We start from the raw sequence: 19,970 nt of genomic DNA on the forward strand, positions 1-19,970 counted from the left end.
TTTACTTCTTGCCGGTCTCCTGGTGTCCGCAATTGTTTTGATCGTCGCCTTGCGCGAAGATATCTTCGGATTGCTGATGCTTGCAACTGTCCTCATCTATGTTCTTGCTTGTTTCGGCCTGACAATCCAGATGGGGTTCGCTGGATTGACGAATTTCGGGGCCGCTGCCTTTATGGGGACCGGTGGTTACACGGTCGCAATGCTTGGACGCTTCGGCGAGGTGCCGGGCTTGATATCCTTGATTTGTGCAGGTGCGGTCTCCGTCGTGATTGGATTTATTTTGTTGGCCCCGGTTCTTCGAACCCGAGGGCACTATGCTGCGCTGACCACCCTGGCGTTCAGTGTCATGTTCACGGTTTATGTAGAGGCAAGTGATGTGCTCGGCGGCCCGCAGGGAATTAAGGTCCCAGGCCTGGTGCTCTTCGGCTGGGATTTCAGCAAAGACATTCTCTTGGGTGGTTATACCTTCAACTCGTTTGCAAACTATGTGATTTTGACCGGGGGCCTGGTCGGATTATCCGGCCTGCTACTCGGATTGATGAACCGGTCCTGGATCGGCGTGTGGCTGGACGTGGTTCGACTGGATGAAACAGCAGCCTCGATCTTTGGTTTGCGCGTCTGGTATTGGAAGCTCCTCGCCTTCACCCTGGGTAATTTTCTGCTCGGGCTGGCAGGGGCGATCTATGCGCAAATGACCGGCTTTATCGCGCCTGCGAATTTTCAGCTGGGCGACAGTCTGGCCATTGTGTCGATCCTCATTTTGGGAGGCGTTGGAAACATATGGGGCATCCTTCCCGCGACGCTTTTGGTCGTGCTGCTGCCGGAGAAGCTCCAGATTGTTCAGGAGTATCGTTTCCTCATATTCGCGTTGGTGGTGGTGTTCGTCCTTATTGTGCGCCCTTCCGGGCTATTGCCTCGACGACTGCGCCGCTTGCAGGAAGGTGCCACAGCATGAATGATACCGTCCTTGCAACCCGTGGCTTGACCGTGCGTTTTGGCGGCTTGTTGGCCCTGAACGACCTCAATATCTCCATTTCAAGGGGAGATGTCATCGGCCTTATCGGCCCGAATGGATCGGGAAAAACCACGTTTTTCAACACGATCAGCGGCTTGGTTCGGTCCAGCTCCGGATCGATTACCTTCGAAGGTTCCGACACCACGAAAGTGAAGGTTGACCAGCTCGCATCGCGAGGCCTGGCGCGGACATTTCAGCGCTCGCGGCTTTGCCTCCCCCTCTCGGTCTTCGACAATATCGCCATTGGAGCGCAGGAACGCGTCTGTAGCACCTTGTGGCACAACATAGTGCGACGCTCTGCTTTCCACGCTGAACTTCGCCACCTCACGCAGGAGATCGAGGACTTGCTTGCCAAATTCGATGATGGCCTGGCCAAGAAGATGTTTGCGCAAGCTGAAACACTCGGGATGATTGATCGCAGACGGGTTGAGATTTGCCGCGCCCTTCTTGGAAAGCCTTCGCTGCTTCTCCTCGACGAGCCATCTGCGGGGATGACGCACGACGAAACGAACCAGCTTATGGATGAAATCCTGGCGATCCGACCAAAATTCGGAAACCCGACAATTGTGATTGTCGAGCATGAGATGGGTCTCATCGAGCGCGTCACCGACCACTGCATCGTTTTGAACTATGGACAGAAGATTTGCGAAGGAACCTTTAAACAGGTGGCAGCCGATCCTGCAGTCCGACGCGCATATTTGGGGGAGTCATGAACCCGATTCTTACAGTTCGCGGCGTTTACACCGCCTATGACAGCGTCGACGTTCTGACGGGGGTCGATATAGATGTTCTGCCGGGACAGATAACCTGCATTCTCGGGGCAAACGGGGCGGGCAAGTCGACTTTGATCCGATCGATCCTGAGGCTCACACCGCCCCGGGCCGGTACCGTCACTTTCAACGGAAACACCCTCGACAGATTGAAGACCCACGAGATTGTTCGTCTCGGTATTGGCTGTATCCCCGAAGGCCGCCGGATCTTCGGTCGCATGACCGTTGAAGAAAATCTCCACGTCGGCGCTTACAATGAGCCATCCAGCGCCAAAATTCGCGCCCGTTTGGAGCGCGTGTTTCAGATCTTTCCGCGCCTGAAAGAACGCGAAAAGCAGATTGCAGGCACCCTGTCAGGCGGCGAGCAGGCAATGGTGTCGATCGGACGCGGATTAATGACGGACCCGCATATGCTCATCATCGACGAACCGTCGCTGGGGCTCTCACCGCTCTTCGTGCAAGAAAACTTCAATGTCATTCGCGACATCGCAAAAACCGGCGTCACCGTGCTCCTGGTCGAGCAAAACGTCAATCAAACCCTCGCCATTGCCGACTATGGATATGTCCTGCTGCAAGGCCATGTCATCGTCAAAGGATCAGCAGACTACCTCAGGTCAAATACCGAGGTGCAGCGCGCTTACTTCGGAGGATTGAAATAGACCGTTGAGCACCAGCCATCCCATACGCCGCAAAAACCGTGACGCGACAATGCATCCAAATCTTGTCCCATTTGAAGACAGCAATCGCCAAGCACCGCAGGACTTCAGCTTTCTGTCACTGATCGGCGATCAGTTGCCTGAGGGACCGGCCGAAAGATGTAATGACTATGGTTTGGCGTGCGTTTGTGTCATGGCCCCAGACGAGGCCGTCCTCCGGGTTCATCTGATCGGCGAGCCCCCCGGAGCCCATCTCTTAGCTTTTCACGGCCGATGCGGCCGCCAAACCGGAGTTTTTGATGTCCCATGAATTCTCTCTACAACGTGCCATCGACTACGTGGACAATGGTGCATTGATACGCGATCTTGCGAGCCTGGTTGCCCGGCCCTCCGTCAGTCAGAATGAGGGAAAGCCGGAAAATCTTATGGCCTATCTCACAGAAGATATCGGGCCGCTGCTAAACCGCTACGGCTTTGCTACCGAGATCCACGAAAACCCGCTACGCGGGGGCGCGCCTCTGCTTGTGGCGAGTTATGTCGAAAATAGAGCTTCACCAACGGTGCTCATGTATGGACACGGCGATGTGTGCAACGGCGAGCAGCATCGCTGGCGCGACGGTTTGCGGCCTTTTGAACTGGTTCAGGAGGGCGACCGGCTGTATGGCCGGGGAACGGCGGATAACAAGATCCAACATTTGATAAATGTGGTGGCTTTAGGCCTCCTTCTTGAAACCAATGGCAAGCTTGGCTTTAACGTAAAGTTCCTATTGGAAATGGGAGAAGAAAAAGGCTCTCATGGCCTGCGCGAGTTTGTGACCGCCAAGCGGAACGAGCTTGCTGCTGATGTCTTCATCGCTTCAGACGGCCCCCGTCATTCACCAGCGACTCCAACTGTCTTTTTGGGATCCAGGGGGACTATCGCATTCGAAATGGTCGTACGACTGCGGGACAGCGATTCTCATTCGGGTAACTTCGGTGGGCTGCTGGCTGATCCCGCGATCATTCTTGCCCACGCCATCGCAAGCATTGCGGACGCGCGAGGGGTGGTTCGCATTCCCGAGTGGCTACCAAATAGCCTGACAGATGATATCCGTGAAGCGCTTGTAGATCTTCCGCATCCGTTAAATGATCCTCATTGGGGCGAGCCTTACCTCACGCCGCCAGAGCGAGTCTATGGCTGGAATTCGTTCTCGATCCTTGCGACATCTTCGGGATCTATTGACGCTCCGCAATCAGCCATCTCTGGTGAAGCCAGGGCCATTGGACAGTTGCGCTTCGTCGTGGGCACCGAAATGAAAGACATCTTGCCTTCCTTGAGGCGACACCTCGACGCCCATGGCTTCCGAATGGTCAAACTTTCGCAGATTGACGAGCCGTTCAAGGCCACCCGGCTTTCGCCCGGCCATCCCTGGGTGCGCTTCGTTTGTGACTCGATCGAGAAAACCATTCACAAGCGCCCCCACGTCCTGCCAAATCTTGGAGGCTCGCTGCCGAACGACATCTTTGCCGACATACTCGGATTGCCCACAATCTGGATACCTCATTCCTACGCCGATTGTGGACAACATGGGCCTGACGAGCACGCCTTGCTTTCGATCGCGCGCGAGGGAATCAAGATAATGACCGGCATTTTTCTCGACATTGGCAAATGCGCACCAGGTCGTAGCCGCCATAGGGAGGCGTGATAACAATCGGCTGCACTTCTGCTAAGGCTGCTGCCAGCAATTCACCTCTGAAGGAGGGTCATCGCCGGCGCGAGAGTTCAGCGTGGCACACCCCAACGATTCCCGCGGCGGCAATCGCGTTCGGGCCGAATGTGCTGCAACAGGGCTGCGTCTAGTTTCCCGATCAGGAGACGAGATTCCCGGACAAATTCAACTTGCACTAGCCTCCCAAGGCAATGTGGTTGCCGTCGAACCTGTTTCGACGGCAGCCACATCTTGTGGTCCTGAAGACAGGCGGGGTGTGAGGATAGAAAGCATCAATATTCCGGGACGGAGTGCGCGACGACAGCGCGACAACCATCCAGTCCAGTTTCCGGAATGCGAGCTGCCGGCAGCGTGACGCCACCCCCTCTCTACTCATTCCAAAAACATTTAAACCGACTGCATAGCTGTCGGTTACAGTGGTTGCGAATCCAAATCGACGCTTTTGGTTACACCAGGGCTTCCAGCTTTGATTTGACGAGACTTACGCGTTGGGTCAGACCGGGCGCTCTATCCGTATTTTCAATCGAGTCTAAGTTTCTGCCCTTGCCGATCTCAAGCAGTTCAATCATCACCCTGATCTCGTCTGGGTGAAATATTGGTTCGGGCGAGTACCCCAAGCTGTGGAGGCGGTCCTCGATCCCCAAAGCGTAGTTCAAAGAAGGGTCGCGTGAGTTCTTTACTTGTTCTATGCCGTCGCGGACTAACCACAATAGACTTGGAATATCCAAAGCACTAAGGCCAAGTTCAATTTTTTCGTCAATCATACCGACTCCCAAATCCAAAATTGCTTGGCAATCAATCGGTTCCGTTGACGGAAATCAAGGCCTGCATCAAGCTGGCGCCTAAAGAATTGGATGTAAGTCTCGCCACTAGAAGGGTCGAAGCCGGATTTGGTGGGCCTTGCGCAGAGAACCAGGCTCCGGCAGGAGCTCGCTAGCGACTTTATCTCCGATGATCGAACGAGGTCATTCTGTTTCCTCCGGTTTCAGCTCTTGGATCTGATGGCGAGGCAGGAACGACGGAGCCGGCAAAGCTCATAGTGCCCAAGGTCGTCAGGCTTATGGAGACGGATTGGGAATTCGCGAAAGCGAAGCGACAGGAGGACTTGCCACTGCGGTGTGATCAGTTGCGATCAGCGCGCTAGGCTTATGGTCGCCGATTTAGCGTAACTTCGCTTCCAGTTCTCCCTTTCGTTCCTCCCAGTCAGGCATTACCGTTCGAAGCAATTTGCTCCACTCTTCGCCGTGATCTGGGTAGAAAGCGTGCGCTAGTTCATGACAAATCACATAGTCGATCAACCTGAAACTGGCACGCACCAGGTCGACGTTGAGCACCACCCGTCCTCCAGGCGTGAAGCTACCCCAGCGCTTTGACATTCGGCGAATTATCATTGGGGGGCGCTTCAAACCTTTTCGAATGAACGGTTCCGCGACAATTTCCAACCGTTGTCGGAACACTTCTCGAGCGCGGAGTGCATAATATGCGTGAAGAAGACGTCTGCAATGGGGCTGATCGTCGGTCGAACGGGCACTGATCACCATTCGCCCGCCCTCAATTCTCACGTGTGGATCATTGGATTGCTCGATTGCTAACCGATACTGTCGGCCAAGCAAAAGATGGGTCTCGCCAGAAATAAACCGGCGCGTTGGCGTTAGTTTTGGTCTCTGGGCAATCGTGTCAATCTGAGCGAATATCCAGGCGCTCTTTCGGTGCGCTCTGCTCCGAATTTCGTCGATTTCCTCTCCTACTGGCGCAAGAATGGCCACTTCGCCAGTCGGACCAACATCAATTCTGAGAACACGTCTATCCGTGCGGCGAAGTTCGGCGACGATCCGACGCTTACCCCAGCATATTTCGATCTTTTCGCTTATGGAATGATCGCGCATGATCGTCCTTATTGCGCCAACCGCACGCGAGCCGATGCGAGGACATCGTCGACGATGCCATCAAGTATGGCAGGATCGATCACAATTTCACGCGTGCCGCGCAACTCTTCAAAGAAGAAGTCGTCGATGTCGTTCCGAATACCGTTCTCGACATCACGATCGTATTGCCAACCGACCTTGCGACGTTTCTGCACAATCCGACTGATCTCAAGTGCGATGTCGGCAGCCAATTCGGTGTTACGAACACCAGCCTTTTCCAGATTGCGCTTCGCCAACCCCCAAAAGGCCTGAGCATGGCTATCGTCGCGAAGACGCCCCGGAGTCGGATCGGTTTCGTCCTGCCTCGTCTGAACCTTGTCGCGCAACTCCTTGACCTTTGAAAGATACGTCAGGTCGTTGATGCGCCCTTTGTGAAAATCTGCGATCGTGTCCCGAACGAGCTTGGAGAATTTTTCGAAGAAAGTGGGATCTTCATCCCATTTCTCCTCGATCGAACGCGTCAGTTGATGCGCGATCGTGTCAGCAACCGACGCATCGCTTTCCGTCCTTTCCTGCCGTCGTTCTTCAATAGCGATATCGTCGAAGATATTCAGCGGCGAGACCAGCGTGACAACGTCGCGCGCGATGACATGTCGGTCCAGCAACTGGCGGATACGTTTCTCATAGTCTCGCCAGTCCACGCGCTCTGCATAGCGAAGGCTGACCGCAGCACGCAACGAAACGAACCGGCCGAGGTCGTCCTTCCATCGCTTAAGCAGCTCCGGCTTCGTCGCCTCGACAAAGGCTGGCGAGGCGAGTGCCACGCAAAGGGCGCTGGAAAACGCCGAGAGGCGTGCGTAAAACTCGGTCCGAATCTCCGCGTCGGCCAAGAGGCGAGCGAAGGCTTCGGCATCGAAATTGTTGGAAACGGATTTGAACACGTCCAGCAAGACAGCATGGGCGCCCGGCACCTTATTCGCCTCATCCCGAATAGCCAATACGCTGGTGGCGATGTCCTCTGGGCTAAAGCCTTGGAGCGCATCGTAGCTGGCGAGTGCGTCGCCAAGGTCCTTGAGCACCCCCGTGTAATCGATGATGAAGCCGAAGGGCTTATCCGGCGCGCCGTCTTCGTCAAAAACGCGATTGACCCGCGCGATGGCCTGCAACAGACCATGCTCTTTCAGGCGGCGGGCCAGATAGAGCACCGTGTTGCGCGGCGCATCGAAACCAGTGAGCAACTTATCAACGACGATGACGATGTCCGGATCGGCTGGACCTTTGAACTGCTCGACGATGGTGCGGTTATAGGCGTCCTCGCCACCGTACCGCTCCATCATCTTGCGCCAGAACGTGCGGACGAGATCGTCGTCGGCCCCATCGACCTCATCTTCACTTTCCCGCATTTCCGGAGCGGAGATCACGACCTCGGTCGTAACGGCACCGAATTCGTCGAACAGTTTCTTGAGTAGGATTGCCGCTCTCTTCGATGATGCCGCGAGTTGTCCCTTCAGCCCCGTTCCCTTGAAGTTCGTCGCGAAGTGTTGGCCGACATCGAATGCGATGGATTGAAGCCTCGAATCGACGCCCTCGATTTCGCGCGCTCGGCTCATCTTTCGCTTCAGGTCGGCACGCTGGTCTTCGGAAAGACCGCGGGTGTGGACCTCGAACCAACGGTCGATTTGCGCATCATCGACATCGGTGACGACTTCCCGCCCTTCATAGAGCAGCGGCACGACTGCCTGGTCGGCGACCGCGTCACGCATGGAATACGAGGGCTGAACTAGATCGCCGAACTTGGCGAAGGTGCTCTTCTCCTTTTTCGCAATCGGCGTGCCGGTAAAGGCGATGAAGCAGGCTTTGGGTAGCAACTCACGCATGCGGGCGTGCAGGCTGTCGAGGTTGCCATACTGGCTGCGATGGCTCTCGTCGACCAAGACGAAGATGTCGGACGACGTATCGACGACGCGTCGTTTGTTCAGTCCCGCTCGGAACTTATGGATGAGGGTAGTGACGACTGGCGTCATGTCCTCGATCAGAGTCAGAAGGTTCTCGCCTGTCGCCGCCCGCTTCGGCTCCTGGCCGGTGGCGCGGAAGGTCTTGGTGATCTGGTCATCGAGATCGGTCCGGTCGGTCACGATGACGATGCGCGCCTGCGGGTGGGCCATGACGATGGACTTGGCCAGCATGACCATGGTCAAGCTCTTGCCCGAGCCCTGAGTATGCCAGACGACGCCCCCCTTGCGCCGCCCGGCAGTGTCGCGTTCTGCCGTGCGTTGCAACAGTGTCTCGACCGTCGCGACCTGCTGATAACGAGCAACCTTTTTGTGCGGACCGTCGAACAGCATGTAGCGACGAACAAGCCGCATGAAGCGCTCCGGACGGCATAGCCCGACGATCGTCTCATCCAGCGGTGTGACGAAGCGGTAGTCTTCCATCAATTCGTCGTGCCGCTTCATGTACGGCGCAAAGTCGAGGGCCACACGCTTGCCTTCTACGGTATCGAGCGGGCGATTGACCACCTGTTCGGCGAAGCCCAGCGGATCTTCGCGCTCCTTCCACACGCTCCAGAGCTTGCGCGGGGTGCCCACCGTGCCATAGCGTGGATCATGGCTATTGGCTGACAACAGGAGCTGGGCGGAATAGAAGAGGGCGGGAACGCCTTCGCCGACCTTCTGATTGCGAATCTGCTGGCTGACGCCCTGGTCCGCTGCGACATGCGAAGCTTTGACTTCGATGACCCCCAATGGAATGCCGTTAACGAAGAGGACGAGATCAACGCGGATCGTCGGGCCGCCCGGCTCGCTCACTGTATATTCGCTCGTCACCTGAAAACTGTTGGCGCGCCAGTCGTTCCAATCTATGAATTTGAACGGCCACTCTCGCGATGTGGCTCCCATGGTTTGCGGCAAGGCTATGCCGAGCATGAGGTCGTCGGTCATTCGCTCATTGGCGCGCACCACGCCCTCTGGAATTCGATCGGCGAGCCGCCGAACCGCAGCGTCGATGTTGGCTTCGGAGAACGAATGCACGCGCCCATCGACTTGAATGCGATTGATGCGTGCGAGATCGGCCCGGAGTTGGGTTTCCAGGAATGGTAGACTCCGGCGCCGGTCGCGCCATTGATCGGCCTCGGCCCGTGAGACATAGCGCCAGCCGCAGTTGATCAACGTGTGCAGCGCCTGAAGTTGCGCGCCTCCCGCTTCTGAGGTGGTGAACTCGGGTGAACGGGTCAATGTTCTACCCTCATGAAACGAGGCAGGCGAATGTCATTTTTTTCTTTATTTTCAAAATTATAAGCAAGAACTTGTGCCGTTCGTTGTGTAAAGCGCGCCACCAACCAGTCAACAAAATGTTGACTTTTGGCCAATAGGATGCATATGAACACTACGAGTTCACTGCCTATCGGCTTTGAACCTATCGAGGCTTCGGACGCTGAGCCAGCGTAGCAAATCAGCGTCCGCATCTCCCTTTCACAGCGCATTGAGGCAATCCTCCCTGTTCCACAACGGGGATTGGCGGATTTTGCCGATGCTGTTGTCGGCGAGGTAGCACGTCACGAAATTGGCCTTCAGTGTGCCGTCGGCCTTTTTGCCAAGGCGGATCACTACAACGAAGTCACCGAAGACGACGCTGACACAGCGCGTCGGATCGTAGCGACCGTTCTTTTTGTCCCAGCCTTGAAACCGCACTGCAGCCGGATCGGCGAGCGTTGCGGCAATCCAGCCCATCCGCTGCGCACGAACCTGCGATAGTGTCGTATCCTTGACGCCTTTGCGCAGCGTGCTTTCGAAGAAAGAGTGATCAAAATCCTCCTTCTTGAAGTAGACGCGGATGCCGTCGTGGGTGGTGATCACCCCACGGCAATAAGTACCCTCGAAATTCTGCCGATACTCGGCGTCAGTCGCAAGAACGAGAAGCGGTGGCATTACCAACCCCCGCCAAGATTGATCTTGAAAATATTGAATTTCTTCTCCGCAGCGCCCGTAGGTGCAAGCGGCCCTCGCAGGTCAAGACGCGCCTCCAGGCGGTTGACGAGACTTTCCTTCGCCGTGCCGGTCTTCAACGTGTCGTTCAGTCGGCTGCTGGCAGCGCCGAGCAACACGTCACAAAGCTGCAAGAGCACGACCTCGGGCGACGGAAGCGATTGCACATCGGCGATGGTCGCGGATTTGTTGGCGTAATCGAGACAGCGTTTCAAAACCCGGAGCCGTGTGCGATCGCGATTGCTCTTCAGGTCGCAGTAGATGCGGTATTCATTGAAGTCGAGAATCCAGTGGTGCAGGAGTTGATAATAGAACTTGTAAAAACCCAGTTCCCCGTCGCCATCGTGCAGCGCCATGTCGACCTGCGTGCGATCCACCGCGATGCAGCGAAACCGCATATCCATGCCGTAGCTCATGAACAGGTCTACGAGCTCGTGATAGAAGTCCGCCTTGGCGGGCGAGATCTTGGTCCATTTCGCTTCGCCCCACACGCCATGGCGCTCACGCAAGCGCCCGATCTTCTCCTTGGCGTCCTCACGCAGCTCTGCCGGCAACCAGAGGCTGCCAATCATCAGATAGCGGGCGCGGGGCTTGGCCGACGTGAACAGATCCGGTTGGGCTTCGTCGCAATAGACCTCGAATTTCATGACCGCCCTCCAACCTTCAATAGGGGAGGCGTCAGTGCTTCCGGATCGAAGCGCTCATCGAGCCGCCACTCGCCCGTGAGCAGCTTTTGCATCAGGCCGCGCTTCTGCGTCCGAAGACCCGATGCGGACTCTTTTGTCGCATTGAGGTCTTGCTCGACAGCGGTAAGGAACTGACCAATCCGCTTCTGCTCGCGGATATCGGGCACCCTCAGCACCATTTCGGCTAGGCCGTCGAAGTAGATCCTGGTACGAACGCTGCCACTGCCGACAATAACAAGATGATCACGCCACCGCTTTGTCCCGATCAGAAAGCGCAGAAAGTCAGGGTCGGCTCTATCTTTGCGGGCGCGGAACACGACATAGTCGGGGCTGACCAGAACGTCCTGATCGTATCGTGACGCGGCGATCGAGCCAATGTTCAAACGCATGGGGTTGTAGGCGATGGCTCGCGGCGGCACGATCAGATAGCGCCGAAGGTCGGCGGCCATCACGTGCGAGCGCATGGGAACCAGACCTTCGCCCTTGATCACCCCCATCACTCGGTCTGGGCCGTGGCCGGCGGTATTACGCAGCTTCAGCTCTTCGGCAATTTCGCTGAATTCAGCGGGCGCCCATAAATTGTTGCCTTTGTCTGCTGACTGGAAGGTTTCGATCAGCCGGATGCGAGCGGCATCAAATCGGCGCTGCTTGGCGCCAATCAGACGTTCCGTCTGGTCAATGGCCTGATCCCAGGAGTCAAGAATGTCCACAATGCGCTGTTGTTCTTCAGGAGGCGGAAGCCATACATCAATCTTCGACAATGTCTCTTGGCTCAAATTTGTGATGTAGCTCCCACTACCACGCTCATGTAGTGCCTTTTTGAATAGTTCAGACTTCACAAAATTAAGCCAAAACCGAGGGAGTATTTCCGTTGATACCAGGCGCATACGAATGGTGAAGCCTGAAAACATCACCTTCTCATTGCGAGGAAGCACCATTGCGCAACGTCCGATTAGATCTCGGCTGCCATTTGATCGGACAAAAACAAAGTCTCCATCGCGGAGATAGTCGTCAGCATTCGGGGTATTTGCCAACGTGACACTTGGCATCTGCTGGAAGTCGGAGATAATAGATCGAGAAGCGAAATCGGAAACGCCCAAGACCTTCACGACTTTTCCGGCAGATTTTGCCGTAAAGTTCACACCATTTCGAAATTCGGCATGATCTCCAAGAACGATGTTCTTCCATCCATCAGAGAAGAGGGCGCTCATGCTTCACCCCCTTCCGCAATCCTGCGCTTCCGCCAATCGCCGCAGGTCTGGCCGCTCGCTTCATGGCGCCAATAGCGAGGCCCGCTGACATTGCCGCCGTAGACGACTCGCGCTGCACCCGATGGCGTATCGAAAGCCGTATCGGCGAGAAATCGAAGAAACTTGGGGTCTTCTGCCGGAGACAGCTTCCCTTCAGATATCATCTGCGCCCTGCGACGCTTTAGGCCTTCCTCACAACTCGGCACTTCCTGTGCCTTTGCAATCGAACCAGCTAGCACGACAAATTCATCACCGGCTTCTCGCGCTCTGGCATTGGTGCCGGATTCTGTGAAGATGAAGATCGGAGCGGCCTGGTTGCTGATAAATGCGGGTGCAGTGGCAACCTCAGGACCAGCACTTCGGGCAGATAGAATCCCATCCTGCCCTGCTGGCCGCAGCACGTCGAATCCAAGTACCGGCAACAGAATTTCGATTTCTTCGAGCACCCGCTCCATGTCGGCGATTTCTGGTTCCGGCAACCCCTTGAACGGCGGTTCTGTACCATTAATGAGCTTGGCCCGGCCCGCGCCGCGAATGGCGGCGATGATCCGGCTTTCCAGATACCGGCCATGGGCCTTGGTCAAGTTCTCGTCCTTGGAGACGATCAACACAGCCCGCGTGAAGAACTCTTTCGACTCGTCGGCGTCATGTGCTGCCAGCCGCGTCTTCACCTTGTCGCCTTCGCCGACATATACGCGCTGTCGCCCCGGCAAATCCGGGTCCGGCCCGACTAGGAGGTAGAGGCCCGTGCGGCTCGCCTCTTCACGCCGGATCAGATCGGGCAATGCCGTGCGCGAGGCGACAGCAGCCCGCACGGAGGAGATGCCAAGTTCGGCCGTGATCACGCCGGACGGCGAGCCATCAACCAGATAAAGTTTCAGAGTGCGTCCGCGCCGGGACATCGCGCGCGAGGGAGCTTCATACATCGATGCCGAGCTCCTTCAGATAGATATTCATCTTCTTCCGTGTCTCGGCAAGCTGGGCTTCGAGGGCGCCGATTTCCTTCTGAACGCCCTGGAGATCGACCTCGGGCTCGGGTTCGAACGTATCGACGTAGCGCGGAATGTTGAGATTGAAGCCGTTGGTCTCGATCTCCTCGAAGGTAACCTCACGGGAATAGCGGTCAATCACAGTCCGACTGCGATAGGTGTCGACGATCCTTTTGACGTTTTTCTCCGTCAGCCGGTTCTGCTTCTTCCCGGGCTCGAAATCGCGGCTGGCGTCGACAAACAAAATGTTCCGCTCGTGCGACCGCAAGCCGCCGGCTTCGCGCGCCTTGTCAAACACCAAGATGCAGACCGGAATGCCGGTTGTTGGGAAGAGCTGTCCCGGCAGACCGATGACAGCATCGAGCAGATTGTCGCGGATCAGCTTTTCTCGGATCTTGCCTTCGGCCCCGGAGCGGAACAGAACGCCATGCGGAGCAATGACCGCCATGCGCCCGACCGTCGGCTGGGTAATCGCCAACATGTGCAGAATGAAGGCATAGTCGCCGCGGCTCTTGGGCGGCATGTGTGGAGTGAAACGCTTGTAAGGATCAGGAAGCGCGTTGCCTTCCGAGTCCGTATTCCCCCACCACTTGTCTAGGCTGAACGGCGGATTGGCGACCACCACATCGAAGCGCATCAGGTGGTCGCTTTCGATCAGCGTCGGCGAATTCAGCGTGTCGCACCAATCGATGCGCGCGCCATCTTGCTTGTGTAGCAGCATGTTGAGGCGCGCCAACGAGCGGGTGCTCCCATTCGATTCCTGTCCAAAGAGTTGGAAATTGCCATCCGGGACTTCCTCACCAGCTCGCAGCAGTAGTGACCCGGATCCGCAAGCGGGATCACAAATCCGATCGCCAGATTTTGGGTTTGCCAGCTGGGCAACGACCTCAGACACAGTTCGCGGAGTGAAGAACTCTCCCGCCTTCTTGCCGGCGTCCGATGCAAAGCGTTCAATCAGAAAAATATAGGCATCGCCCAGAATATCCTCGGAGGTGTCAGACAGGTCCAAGCCCGGCTTGGCAAAATCCTCCAGAAGCGTCTTCAGCCGTCGGTTGCGGTCCTTCGTTTGCCCCAGATTGGTTTCAGAATTGAAGTCGATCGCTCGAAAGAGGCCGCCGAGCTTGCCTTCGTTGGCCTTTTCAATCTCGTCCAGAACGATGTTGATCAGTTCGCCAATATTGTCGCGCGCGCGGCGTTCGTGAAGGCCATAGAAATCGCCGAGGAAGCTCTCCTCCACCTCGTTGGTCTTGCTATTCTTCAAATCCACCGTCGGCAGCTTGAAACGCTCGCGATCAAGACGGCGCTGAATGCGAAGCTCGTCGCCGCCATATTCGCGACGAAACTCTTCGACGTGCTTCCGGCGCACATCGCTGATGTACTTGAGGAAGAGAACGGTAAGTACGTAGTCCTTGTATTGCGTAGCATCGACTGCTCCGCGGAAGGTGTCGCAGGCGCGCCAAACGGTAGAGAGAATGTCGTCTTGCTGAAGGGTGGGCATGAGGTCTCCTATGAATTCGGGCTTGTGGCGGCGCCGCGAATGGCGCGCGCGAGGGCCTCGCGGCCAAGGATGGAATTAAGATTGGCAAGCCGTTGCAGCAGCGTCGCTTCGTCCTGAAAAGATTGCGCCAAACCGGCAATCAAACGTTGCTTAGGCAACGGTGGAAGCGGGACGGCAAGCTTATCAAGTGCCTCTTTTGGAAGTCGTGCGAGGCCACTGCCCTGCTTGCTACTGGAGAAGGCCACTTGTGTGGTGGGGAGATCAAGGAAGGCCGCGAGATAGCCCGGATCAACCTTCGATTTATTAGGGCGCACCAAATAAAGATCGAGCGAGATGAAGGCGCCTAATACCGGATTGTTAGCGAGGCAGATATCCGTTATCGAACCTCGCGCGCCTACGATCAGATCACCTTTTTCTATTGGCAATGCCCGAGCGACAGCAGGCGGTTCACCGGTCACCAAATCGGGAGCGCGCCCTGCTTTCAAATCCGAGAGGTCGGAGAGCCGTACAAAACGTGCCGAACCTGCGTCATCATCGTGGATGGCGAGGCCTGAGTAGATGTCGGCAATTTCTCTGAGTTCGAGCATGCCTCATACTGCGGAAATTACGGCAGCGTGTCAATCCGCAGTTAGAGGATAGTTCTAACTATTTTTTATGCGAATGGAAGACCGACGCGGCAGCTTTGGCCGCGAGCGCGGTCTGGGGCTTTGATCCGCAAGCGACAAGTATTTTTGCGATGCGCTTCGCTTCCCTGCGAGGCCTGTCTGCGCGCGCGTTGCAACGCCCTGTGAGTTGCCATTCCACTGTCGAACCTACTTCATCCTCGTAAGGGAAACCATTCACTTGCCGGCCACGCGCGTCCTCTGGAGCCAGATCTTCGTCGTCCTGCTGATCGTGTTCATCATGGTGTGGGCGGCGACGCAATGGACGGCTTGGCGGCTTGGTTTCCAGCCGCAGCTGGGAACGCCCTGGTTCGAGCTCGCCAGCCTGCCGATCTATCCGCCGCCGGCGCTTCTCTGGTGGTGGTACTTCTATGACGCCTACGCGCCACATGTGTTCATTGAAGGCGGAGCCATTGCCGCCTCCGGTGGTCTCATCGCAATTGGCGCCGCCGTCGCCATGTCGATCTGGCGCGCGCGCGAGGCGAAGGACGTGCATACCTACGGCTCCGCCCGCTGGGCCGAGCGCGAGGAGATCGAAAGGGCAGGACTGCTCGGCGATGACGGCGTCGTGCTCGGCCGCTATGACGACGCCTATCTTCGCCATGACGGCGCCGAGCACGTTCTGTGCTTTGCCCCAACCCGATCAGGCAAGGGCGTTGGTCTCGTGGTGCCGACCCTGCTGACCTGGCCGGGCTCGGCCATCGTCCACGATATCAAGGGCGAGAACTGGGAACTGACTGCCGGTTTCCGCGCCAGGCACGGCCGGGTGCTGCTGTTTGATCCGACGAACCCAAACTCGGCCGCCTACAATCCGCTGCTGGAGGTCCGAAAAGGAGAATGGGAGGTGAGGGACGTTCAGAACGTCGCCGATGTCCTGGTCGATCCCGAGGGCTCTCTGGAAAAGCGAAACCACTGGGAAAAGACCTCTCACTCGCTCTTGGTCGGTGCGATTCTGCATGTCCTCTATGCCGAGAAGGACAAGACTCTTGCCGGCGTCGCCGCTTTCCTCTCCGATCCGCGCCGTCCGATCGAGTCGACGCTCGCCGCGATGATGACGACGCAGCACCTTGGAGAGAAGGGACCGCACCCCGTGATCGCCAGCGCCGCCCGGGAGCTACTCAACAAGTCCGACAATGAGCGCTCCGGCGTATTGTCTACCGCTATGTCGTTCCTTGGGCTCTATCGGGATCCGGTCGTGGCCACGGTCACGCGCCGATGCGACTGGCGGATCGCCGACATCGTTGGGGAGGACCAGCCAGCCACGCTTTATCTGGTCGTGCCGCCCTCCGACATCTCGAGGACAAAGCCGCTGGTCCGTCTCGTGCTCAATCAGATCGGCCGGCGGCTGACCGAAGATCTACATGCGCGCGATCGCCGGCATCGCGTGCTTATGATGCTGGATGAATTTCCCGCGCTCGGCCGTCTCGACTTTTTCGAAAGCGCGCTCGCCTTCATGGCCGGCTATGGCATCAAGGCGTTTCTGATTGCCCAGAGCCTCAATCAGATCGAGAAGGCCTATGGTCCGAACAATTCGATTCTCGATAACTGCCATGTGCGGGCGAGCTTCGCCACCAATGATGAACGCACTGCCAAGCATGTGTCGGATTCGCTCGGCACCGCGACGGAAATGCGGGCGATGCAGAACTATGCGGGACACCGGCTGGCGCCGTGGTTGTCGCACCTAATGGTTTCCCGATCGGAGACGGCGCGGCCGCTGCTGACGCCGGGAGAAGTGATGCAGCTTCCGCCTGACGACGAAATTGTCATGGTGGCCGGCATCGCGCCCATCCGGACGAAGAAGGCGCGCTACTACGAGGACATGCGATTGAGCCAACGGGTGGTGCCCGCACCGGTGAGCGGCAAACCCGGCGATCGTCCGCTGTCCGCGGACGATTGGTCGAATGAGGCCCCAATAGCAGTGAACGATCGCACGAGTGAGCGCGCGCATGGCGCTGAAGCGGTTCTATCGGACGGTGCCGAGGGAACTGACGATACGGCGAATGCTGGCCTTCGGCGAGAGCCTGGCCTGGAGGCGCACAAGGAGATCGTTCCAGAGCCGGCATCGTCGCCGATCAATGAGTTCGACCTGGATGCCGACGAGCCCGAGCGGGCTGCTCTCTCGGCACGGACCCTGACGCGTCGCATGGGTCAGGTGGCACGCCAAGCTTCCATGGACCCTAACGACGGCGTGGAGCTTTGAGATGGCGGTAAGCCCGGAAAAGAAGCAGCGCCTGTCGGTATATCTGGATCCCGACTTGAAGCGCCGGCTTGCCGACTTTGCCGAGAGACGCGAGCAGTCGGCTTCGCTGATTGCGGAAGCTGCCATCGCATCGTTCCTCTCGCCAGACGTCGATGAGCGGAAGGAAGCCGCGATCGTCAAGCGGCTGGATCGGATCGACCGCAATCTTCAGCGCTTTGAGCGAGATCTTGAGATTACGGGTGAGACGTTGGCCCTGTTCGTCAGGTTCTGGCTGAACACAACGGTTCCCCTACCGGAAGAGGCACTGGCGGCGGCTCGGGCGAAAGGGGGTGAGCGCTATGACCAATTTGTCGCGGCTCTCGGTCGTCGACTGTCGGAGGGCCCGAAGTGGAGCAGGGAGCTACCTCCAGAGAGTTTGTCTGAAAGATAACACCAGACCAAATACGACCTGATAATCGTTGCCAATTGCGCGGTCGATGGCGTGGCCTTATGAAGAGGCTGCGAGTTACACGCAAGCGTGCAAGAAATCTCACGAGGGACCTCATGACTAACGCATCCGAGAGGCGACGCCTGATGGTCGAGCGTGCTCGTAAGACGGGGTATGTTCCCTCGAAGATGATCGAGGACGAATTCGGCGTCGACAGCTCAACGATCAGACGAGATCTTGCACGCCTCGAAGAGGATGGTCTCGTCATACGCACACAGGGCGGGTTCCTCCCAATTGAGACCAAGGAAAGCTTTGACTATCCCTATGAGCCCAGACGACAGTTTCGGTCATCTGCCAAAAGTCGCCTCGGGGAATATGCAGCCAGCCTGGTCAAGGATGGCCAGACCGTGTTGGTCGATAGTGGCTCGACCACGTGGCATGTGGCCAACAACCTAAAATCCAAGGAGAATCTGACCGTTATCACAAACGATCTCCAGATCGCGCTCTTGCTCTCCGAATGCAGCAACATCAATCTTCATGTGACAGGGGGCGTGCAAGTCGACACCGTGTACACGCTCGTAGGCCCTAACACCGTCGATTACGTCAGCAAGATCCACGTCGATGTCGCGTTTATCGGAGCGGAGGCCGTTGATGCGGAGTTTGGAGTGACGAACGTCAATGTTATCGAAGTTCCTGTAAAGCAGGCGATGGTCCGCGCGGCCGATTTGGCGGTCTTGGTCGCCGACAGTTCGAAGTTTGGAAAAAGATCCTTTGCCAGGGTCTGCGGGATCGAGGAACTTTCCGAGATTGTTACCGACAGTCGCGTTGGGGCGGACCAGCGCAAGGCATTTGGGAAAAAGCTCAAGATCGTCGAGGTTTGACGCGCTAACTTCGACCTAACGACCACGCCCCACGCGGTTTTCACTCTCGTGTGTTGCGCGCTTTGACGACACACCCATGCCTCTCCAGGCTATAGAGCCAGCGCGTCTGCCCTTCTGCCCACGGCGATTCACTCGACAACATGCTGCCCATCGTTCGAGCCGCGAGCGCCTCGTTCGTTGGTGCTCAACACCCTGCATGTTTCTCGGCGATCACGCTGCCTAATCACTGCACGATCTCGCGCATTTTTTTGCTTGACTGCACAGTATCGTGCATGCTTCTTAGCTAACACTATCAATCAATCGTTCCGGAGAGGCGAAGTGACAAAAGACAAACTGAAACTTGGCGTAGTCGGCTGCGGGCGCATCGCTCAGGCGGCGCACTTTCCCGCCGTTCAGAAAGCGAAGAACGTCGAACTCGCCGCCGTGTTCGATCCGAGTGCGCTGTTGGCCAAAGGCGCAGGATTGCAGCTTGGCGTTCCTGCCTATACGGAGCAGCAGGAGTTTCTCAACGCCGGCTTCGATGCGGTGCTCATCGCCATTCCAGACCGGTTTCACGTGCCCGTATCGATTGCCGCACTTCAGGCCGGCAAACATGTTCTCGTCGAAAAGCCGGTCGCCGTGACTACGGCGGAAGCAGAAACCCTGGTCCGGGTCCTCGACACAACCGGTCTGCAGCTGCAGGTCGGCAGCATGAAGCGCTTCGATCCCGGTATTGCCCGCGCCCAGCGGGTGATTGAGGAGGGGGGATCGGCCGGATCCTGAGTGCGCGGTGCTGGTATCGCGTTATGTCCGAGCTACGTCCGCCGGTCGAGGCGACGTTGTTTCCTGCAATGCTGGTGGATCACGACGTGCGAAGCCGGGAGACCGCATTAAAGGCCGCCAATCGCAAAACCCACCTTCTGGCGACGCATGGGATTCATACGTTCGATCTGATGCGCTTCCTCCTCGGCGACCTTACGGTCGCGGCTGCGATCATGGCCGTCGACGGCGTGGACCATTCTTGGCATGGCATCGCGACCACGCAGGCCGGTGCAGCGGCATCGTTCGAAATTACGGCGAGCGTTCACGCCGAATGGACCGAAGGCTTCCAGATTTATGGCAGCAAAGGGCATATCAGTGCGGACATTCCTTTCCCGTTCTCGCGCGCAGCCAGCCGCGTCCGTATTTTCCGGGCTGAGGAGTCCAGTTACGAGGAGCCCGTCTTCGGCGACACCGATGCCTATAAGCTTCAAGTTGAAGCCTTCGCAGCCGCAATCCTTGGCGGCCGGTCCGTCGAACCGAATGCGCGCGACGGCCTAAAGGCTCTTGAAATTGTCGACACCGTCAATTCGCTCACCGCTCGTGAAGAGCCCGACCAGCGCAAGAGTGCGTGAACCGCG

Annotated in this window: 18 protein-coding genes; 9 read left to right on the forward strand and 9 right to left on the reverse strand. The window is 57.3% G+C overall.

The window, feature by feature from the left end; genetic code table 11:
- The first annotated feature begins 37 nt into the window (after positions 1-37).
- The 4 genes from N8E88_RS03710 to N8E88_RS03725 all read left to right on the forward strand — a co-directional run bounded on the left by N8E88_RS03710 (position 38) and on the right by N8E88_RS03725 (position 4,126).
- Positions 38-955 (forward strand): branched-chain amino acid ABC transporter permease, encoded by a 918-nt coding sequence (locus tag N8E88_RS03710; protein WP_262290694.1) that lies wholly within the window; start codon positions 38-40, stop codon positions 953-955.
- Positions 952-1,728, forward strand: a complete 777-nt coding sequence (locus tag N8E88_RS03715; RefSeq protein WP_262290715.1) for an ABC transporter ATP-binding protein — start codon at positions 952-954, stop codon at positions 1,726-1,728. Before N8E88_RS03710 ends, N8E88_RS03715 begins: the two co-directional genes overlap by 4 nt.
- Positions 1,725-2,444: an ABC transporter ATP-binding protein gene (locus tag N8E88_RS03720; protein WP_262290692.1), complete on the forward strand. Its 720-nt coding sequence runs from the start codon at positions 1,725-1,727 to the stop codon at positions 2,442-2,444. The genes N8E88_RS03715 and N8E88_RS03720 overlap by 4 nt, the downstream gene beginning before the upstream one ends.
- 296 nt (positions 2,445-2,740) lie before the next feature.
- Positions 2,741-4,126: a M20 family metallopeptidase gene (locus N8E88_RS03725; RefSeq protein WP_262290716.1), complete on the forward strand. Its 1,386-nt coding sequence runs from the start codon at positions 2,741-2,743 to the stop codon at positions 4,124-4,126.
- A gap of 470 nt (positions 4,127-4,596) precedes the next feature.
- Here N8E88_RS03725 and N8E88_RS03730 read toward each other — a convergent pair whose 3' ends face one another.
- From N8E88_RS03730 to N8E88_RS03770, 9 genes are all read right to left on the reverse strand, one after another.
- Complete coding sequence (locus tag N8E88_RS03730; protein WP_262290717.1) at positions 4,597-4,914, reverse strand: hypothetical protein; 318 nt, start codon at positions 4,912-4,914, stop codon at positions 4,597-4,599.
- 396 nt (positions 4,915-5,310) lie between these two features.
- On the reverse strand, positions 5,311-6,036 hold the full coding sequence (locus N8E88_RS03735) for a M48 family metallopeptidase (RefSeq protein ID WP_262290718.1): 726 nt from the start codon (positions 6,034-6,036) through the stop codon (positions 5,311-5,313).
- Positions 6,037-6,044: 8 nt separating this feature from the next.
- The gene (locus N8E88_RS03740) at positions 6,045-9,248 is read right to left on the reverse strand and encodes a type I restriction endonuclease subunit R (RefSeq protein ID WP_262290719.1); all 3,204 of its coding nucleotides are present in this window, start codon (positions 9,246-9,248) and stop codon (positions 6,045-6,047) included.
- 237 nt (positions 9,249-9,485) lie between these two features.
- Positions 9,486-9,941, reverse strand: coding sequence for a hypothetical protein (locus N8E88_RS03745; RefSeq protein ID WP_262290720.1), 456 nt, complete (start codon positions 9,939-9,941; stop codon positions 9,486-9,488).
- Positions 9,941-10,645: a DUF3800 domain-containing protein gene (locus N8E88_RS03750; protein ID WP_262290721.1), complete on the reverse strand. Its 705-nt coding sequence runs from the start codon at positions 10,643-10,645 to the stop codon at positions 9,941-9,943. The genes N8E88_RS03745 and N8E88_RS03750 overlap by 1 nt, the downstream gene beginning before the upstream one ends.
- A complete protein-coding gene (locus N8E88_RS03755; protein WP_262290722.1) occupies positions 10,642-11,895 on the reverse strand; it encodes a restriction endonuclease subunit S in 1,254 nt (417 codons plus the stop codon). The genes N8E88_RS03750 and N8E88_RS03755 overlap by 4 nt, the downstream gene beginning before the upstream one ends.
- Positions 11,892-12,860 carry a DUF4357 domain-containing protein gene (locus N8E88_RS03760; protein WP_262290723.1) on the reverse strand — a complete coding sequence of 323 codons (969 nt, stop codon included), beginning with the start codon at positions 12,858-12,860 and terminating at the stop codon, positions 11,892-11,894. The genes N8E88_RS03755 and N8E88_RS03760 overlap by 4 nt, the downstream gene beginning before the upstream one ends.
- On the reverse strand, positions 12,853-14,421 hold the full coding sequence (locus tag N8E88_RS03765; protein WP_262290724.1) for a type I restriction-modification system subunit M: 1,569 nt from the start codon (positions 14,419-14,421) through the stop codon (positions 12,853-12,855). The genes N8E88_RS03760 and N8E88_RS03765 overlap by 8 nt, the downstream gene beginning before the upstream one ends.
- Positions 14,422-14,429: 8 nt before the next feature.
- Positions 14,430-15,008, reverse strand: a complete 579-nt coding sequence (locus N8E88_RS03770) for a restriction endonuclease subunit S (RefSeq protein ID WP_262290725.1) — start codon at positions 15,006-15,008, stop codon at positions 14,430-14,432.
- 316 nt (positions 15,009-15,324) lie between these two features.
- On the opposite strand from N8E88_RS03770, the gene N8E88_RS03775 reads away from it, so the two are divergent.
- The 5 genes from N8E88_RS03775 (at position 15,325) to N8E88_RS03795 (ending at position 19,964) form a co-directional block, all read left to right on the forward strand.
- The gene (locus N8E88_RS03775) at positions 15,325-17,283 is read left to right on the forward strand and encodes a conjugal transfer protein TraG (protein WP_410010530.1); all 1,959 of its coding nucleotides are present in this window, start codon (positions 15,325-15,327) and stop codon (positions 17,281-17,283) included.
- 1 nt (position 17,284) lies between these two features.
- The gene (locus N8E88_RS03780) at positions 17,285-17,713 is read left to right on the forward strand and encodes a CopG family transcriptional regulator (RefSeq protein WP_262290726.1); all 429 of its coding nucleotides are present in this window, start codon (positions 17,285-17,287) and stop codon (positions 17,711-17,713) included.
- Between the two features lie 113 nt (positions 17,714-17,826).
- Complete coding sequence (locus N8E88_RS03785) at positions 17,827-18,591, forward strand: DeoR/GlpR family DNA-binding transcription regulator (RefSeq protein WP_262290727.1); 765 nt, start codon at positions 17,827-17,829, stop codon at positions 18,589-18,591.
- Between the two features lie 318 nt (positions 18,592-18,909).
- Complete coding sequence (locus N8E88_RS03790; protein ID WP_262290728.1) at positions 18,910-19,353, forward strand: Gfo/Idh/MocA family protein; 444 nt, start codon at positions 18,910-18,912, stop codon at positions 19,351-19,353.
- A 23-nt stretch (positions 19,354-19,376) separates the two neighbouring features.
- Positions 19,377-19,964 (forward strand): Gfo/Idh/MocA family oxidoreductase, encoded by a 588-nt coding sequence (locus tag N8E88_RS03795; protein WP_262290729.1) that lies wholly within the window; start codon positions 19,377-19,379, stop codon positions 19,962-19,964.
- Positions 19,965-19,970: the final 6 nt, after the last annotated feature.

It is taken from the genome of Phyllobacterium zundukense (assembly GCF_025452195.1).
Taxonomy (GTDB): Bacteria; Pseudomonadota; Alphaproteobacteria; order Rhizobiales; family Rhizobiaceae; genus Phyllobacterium; species Phyllobacterium zundukense_A.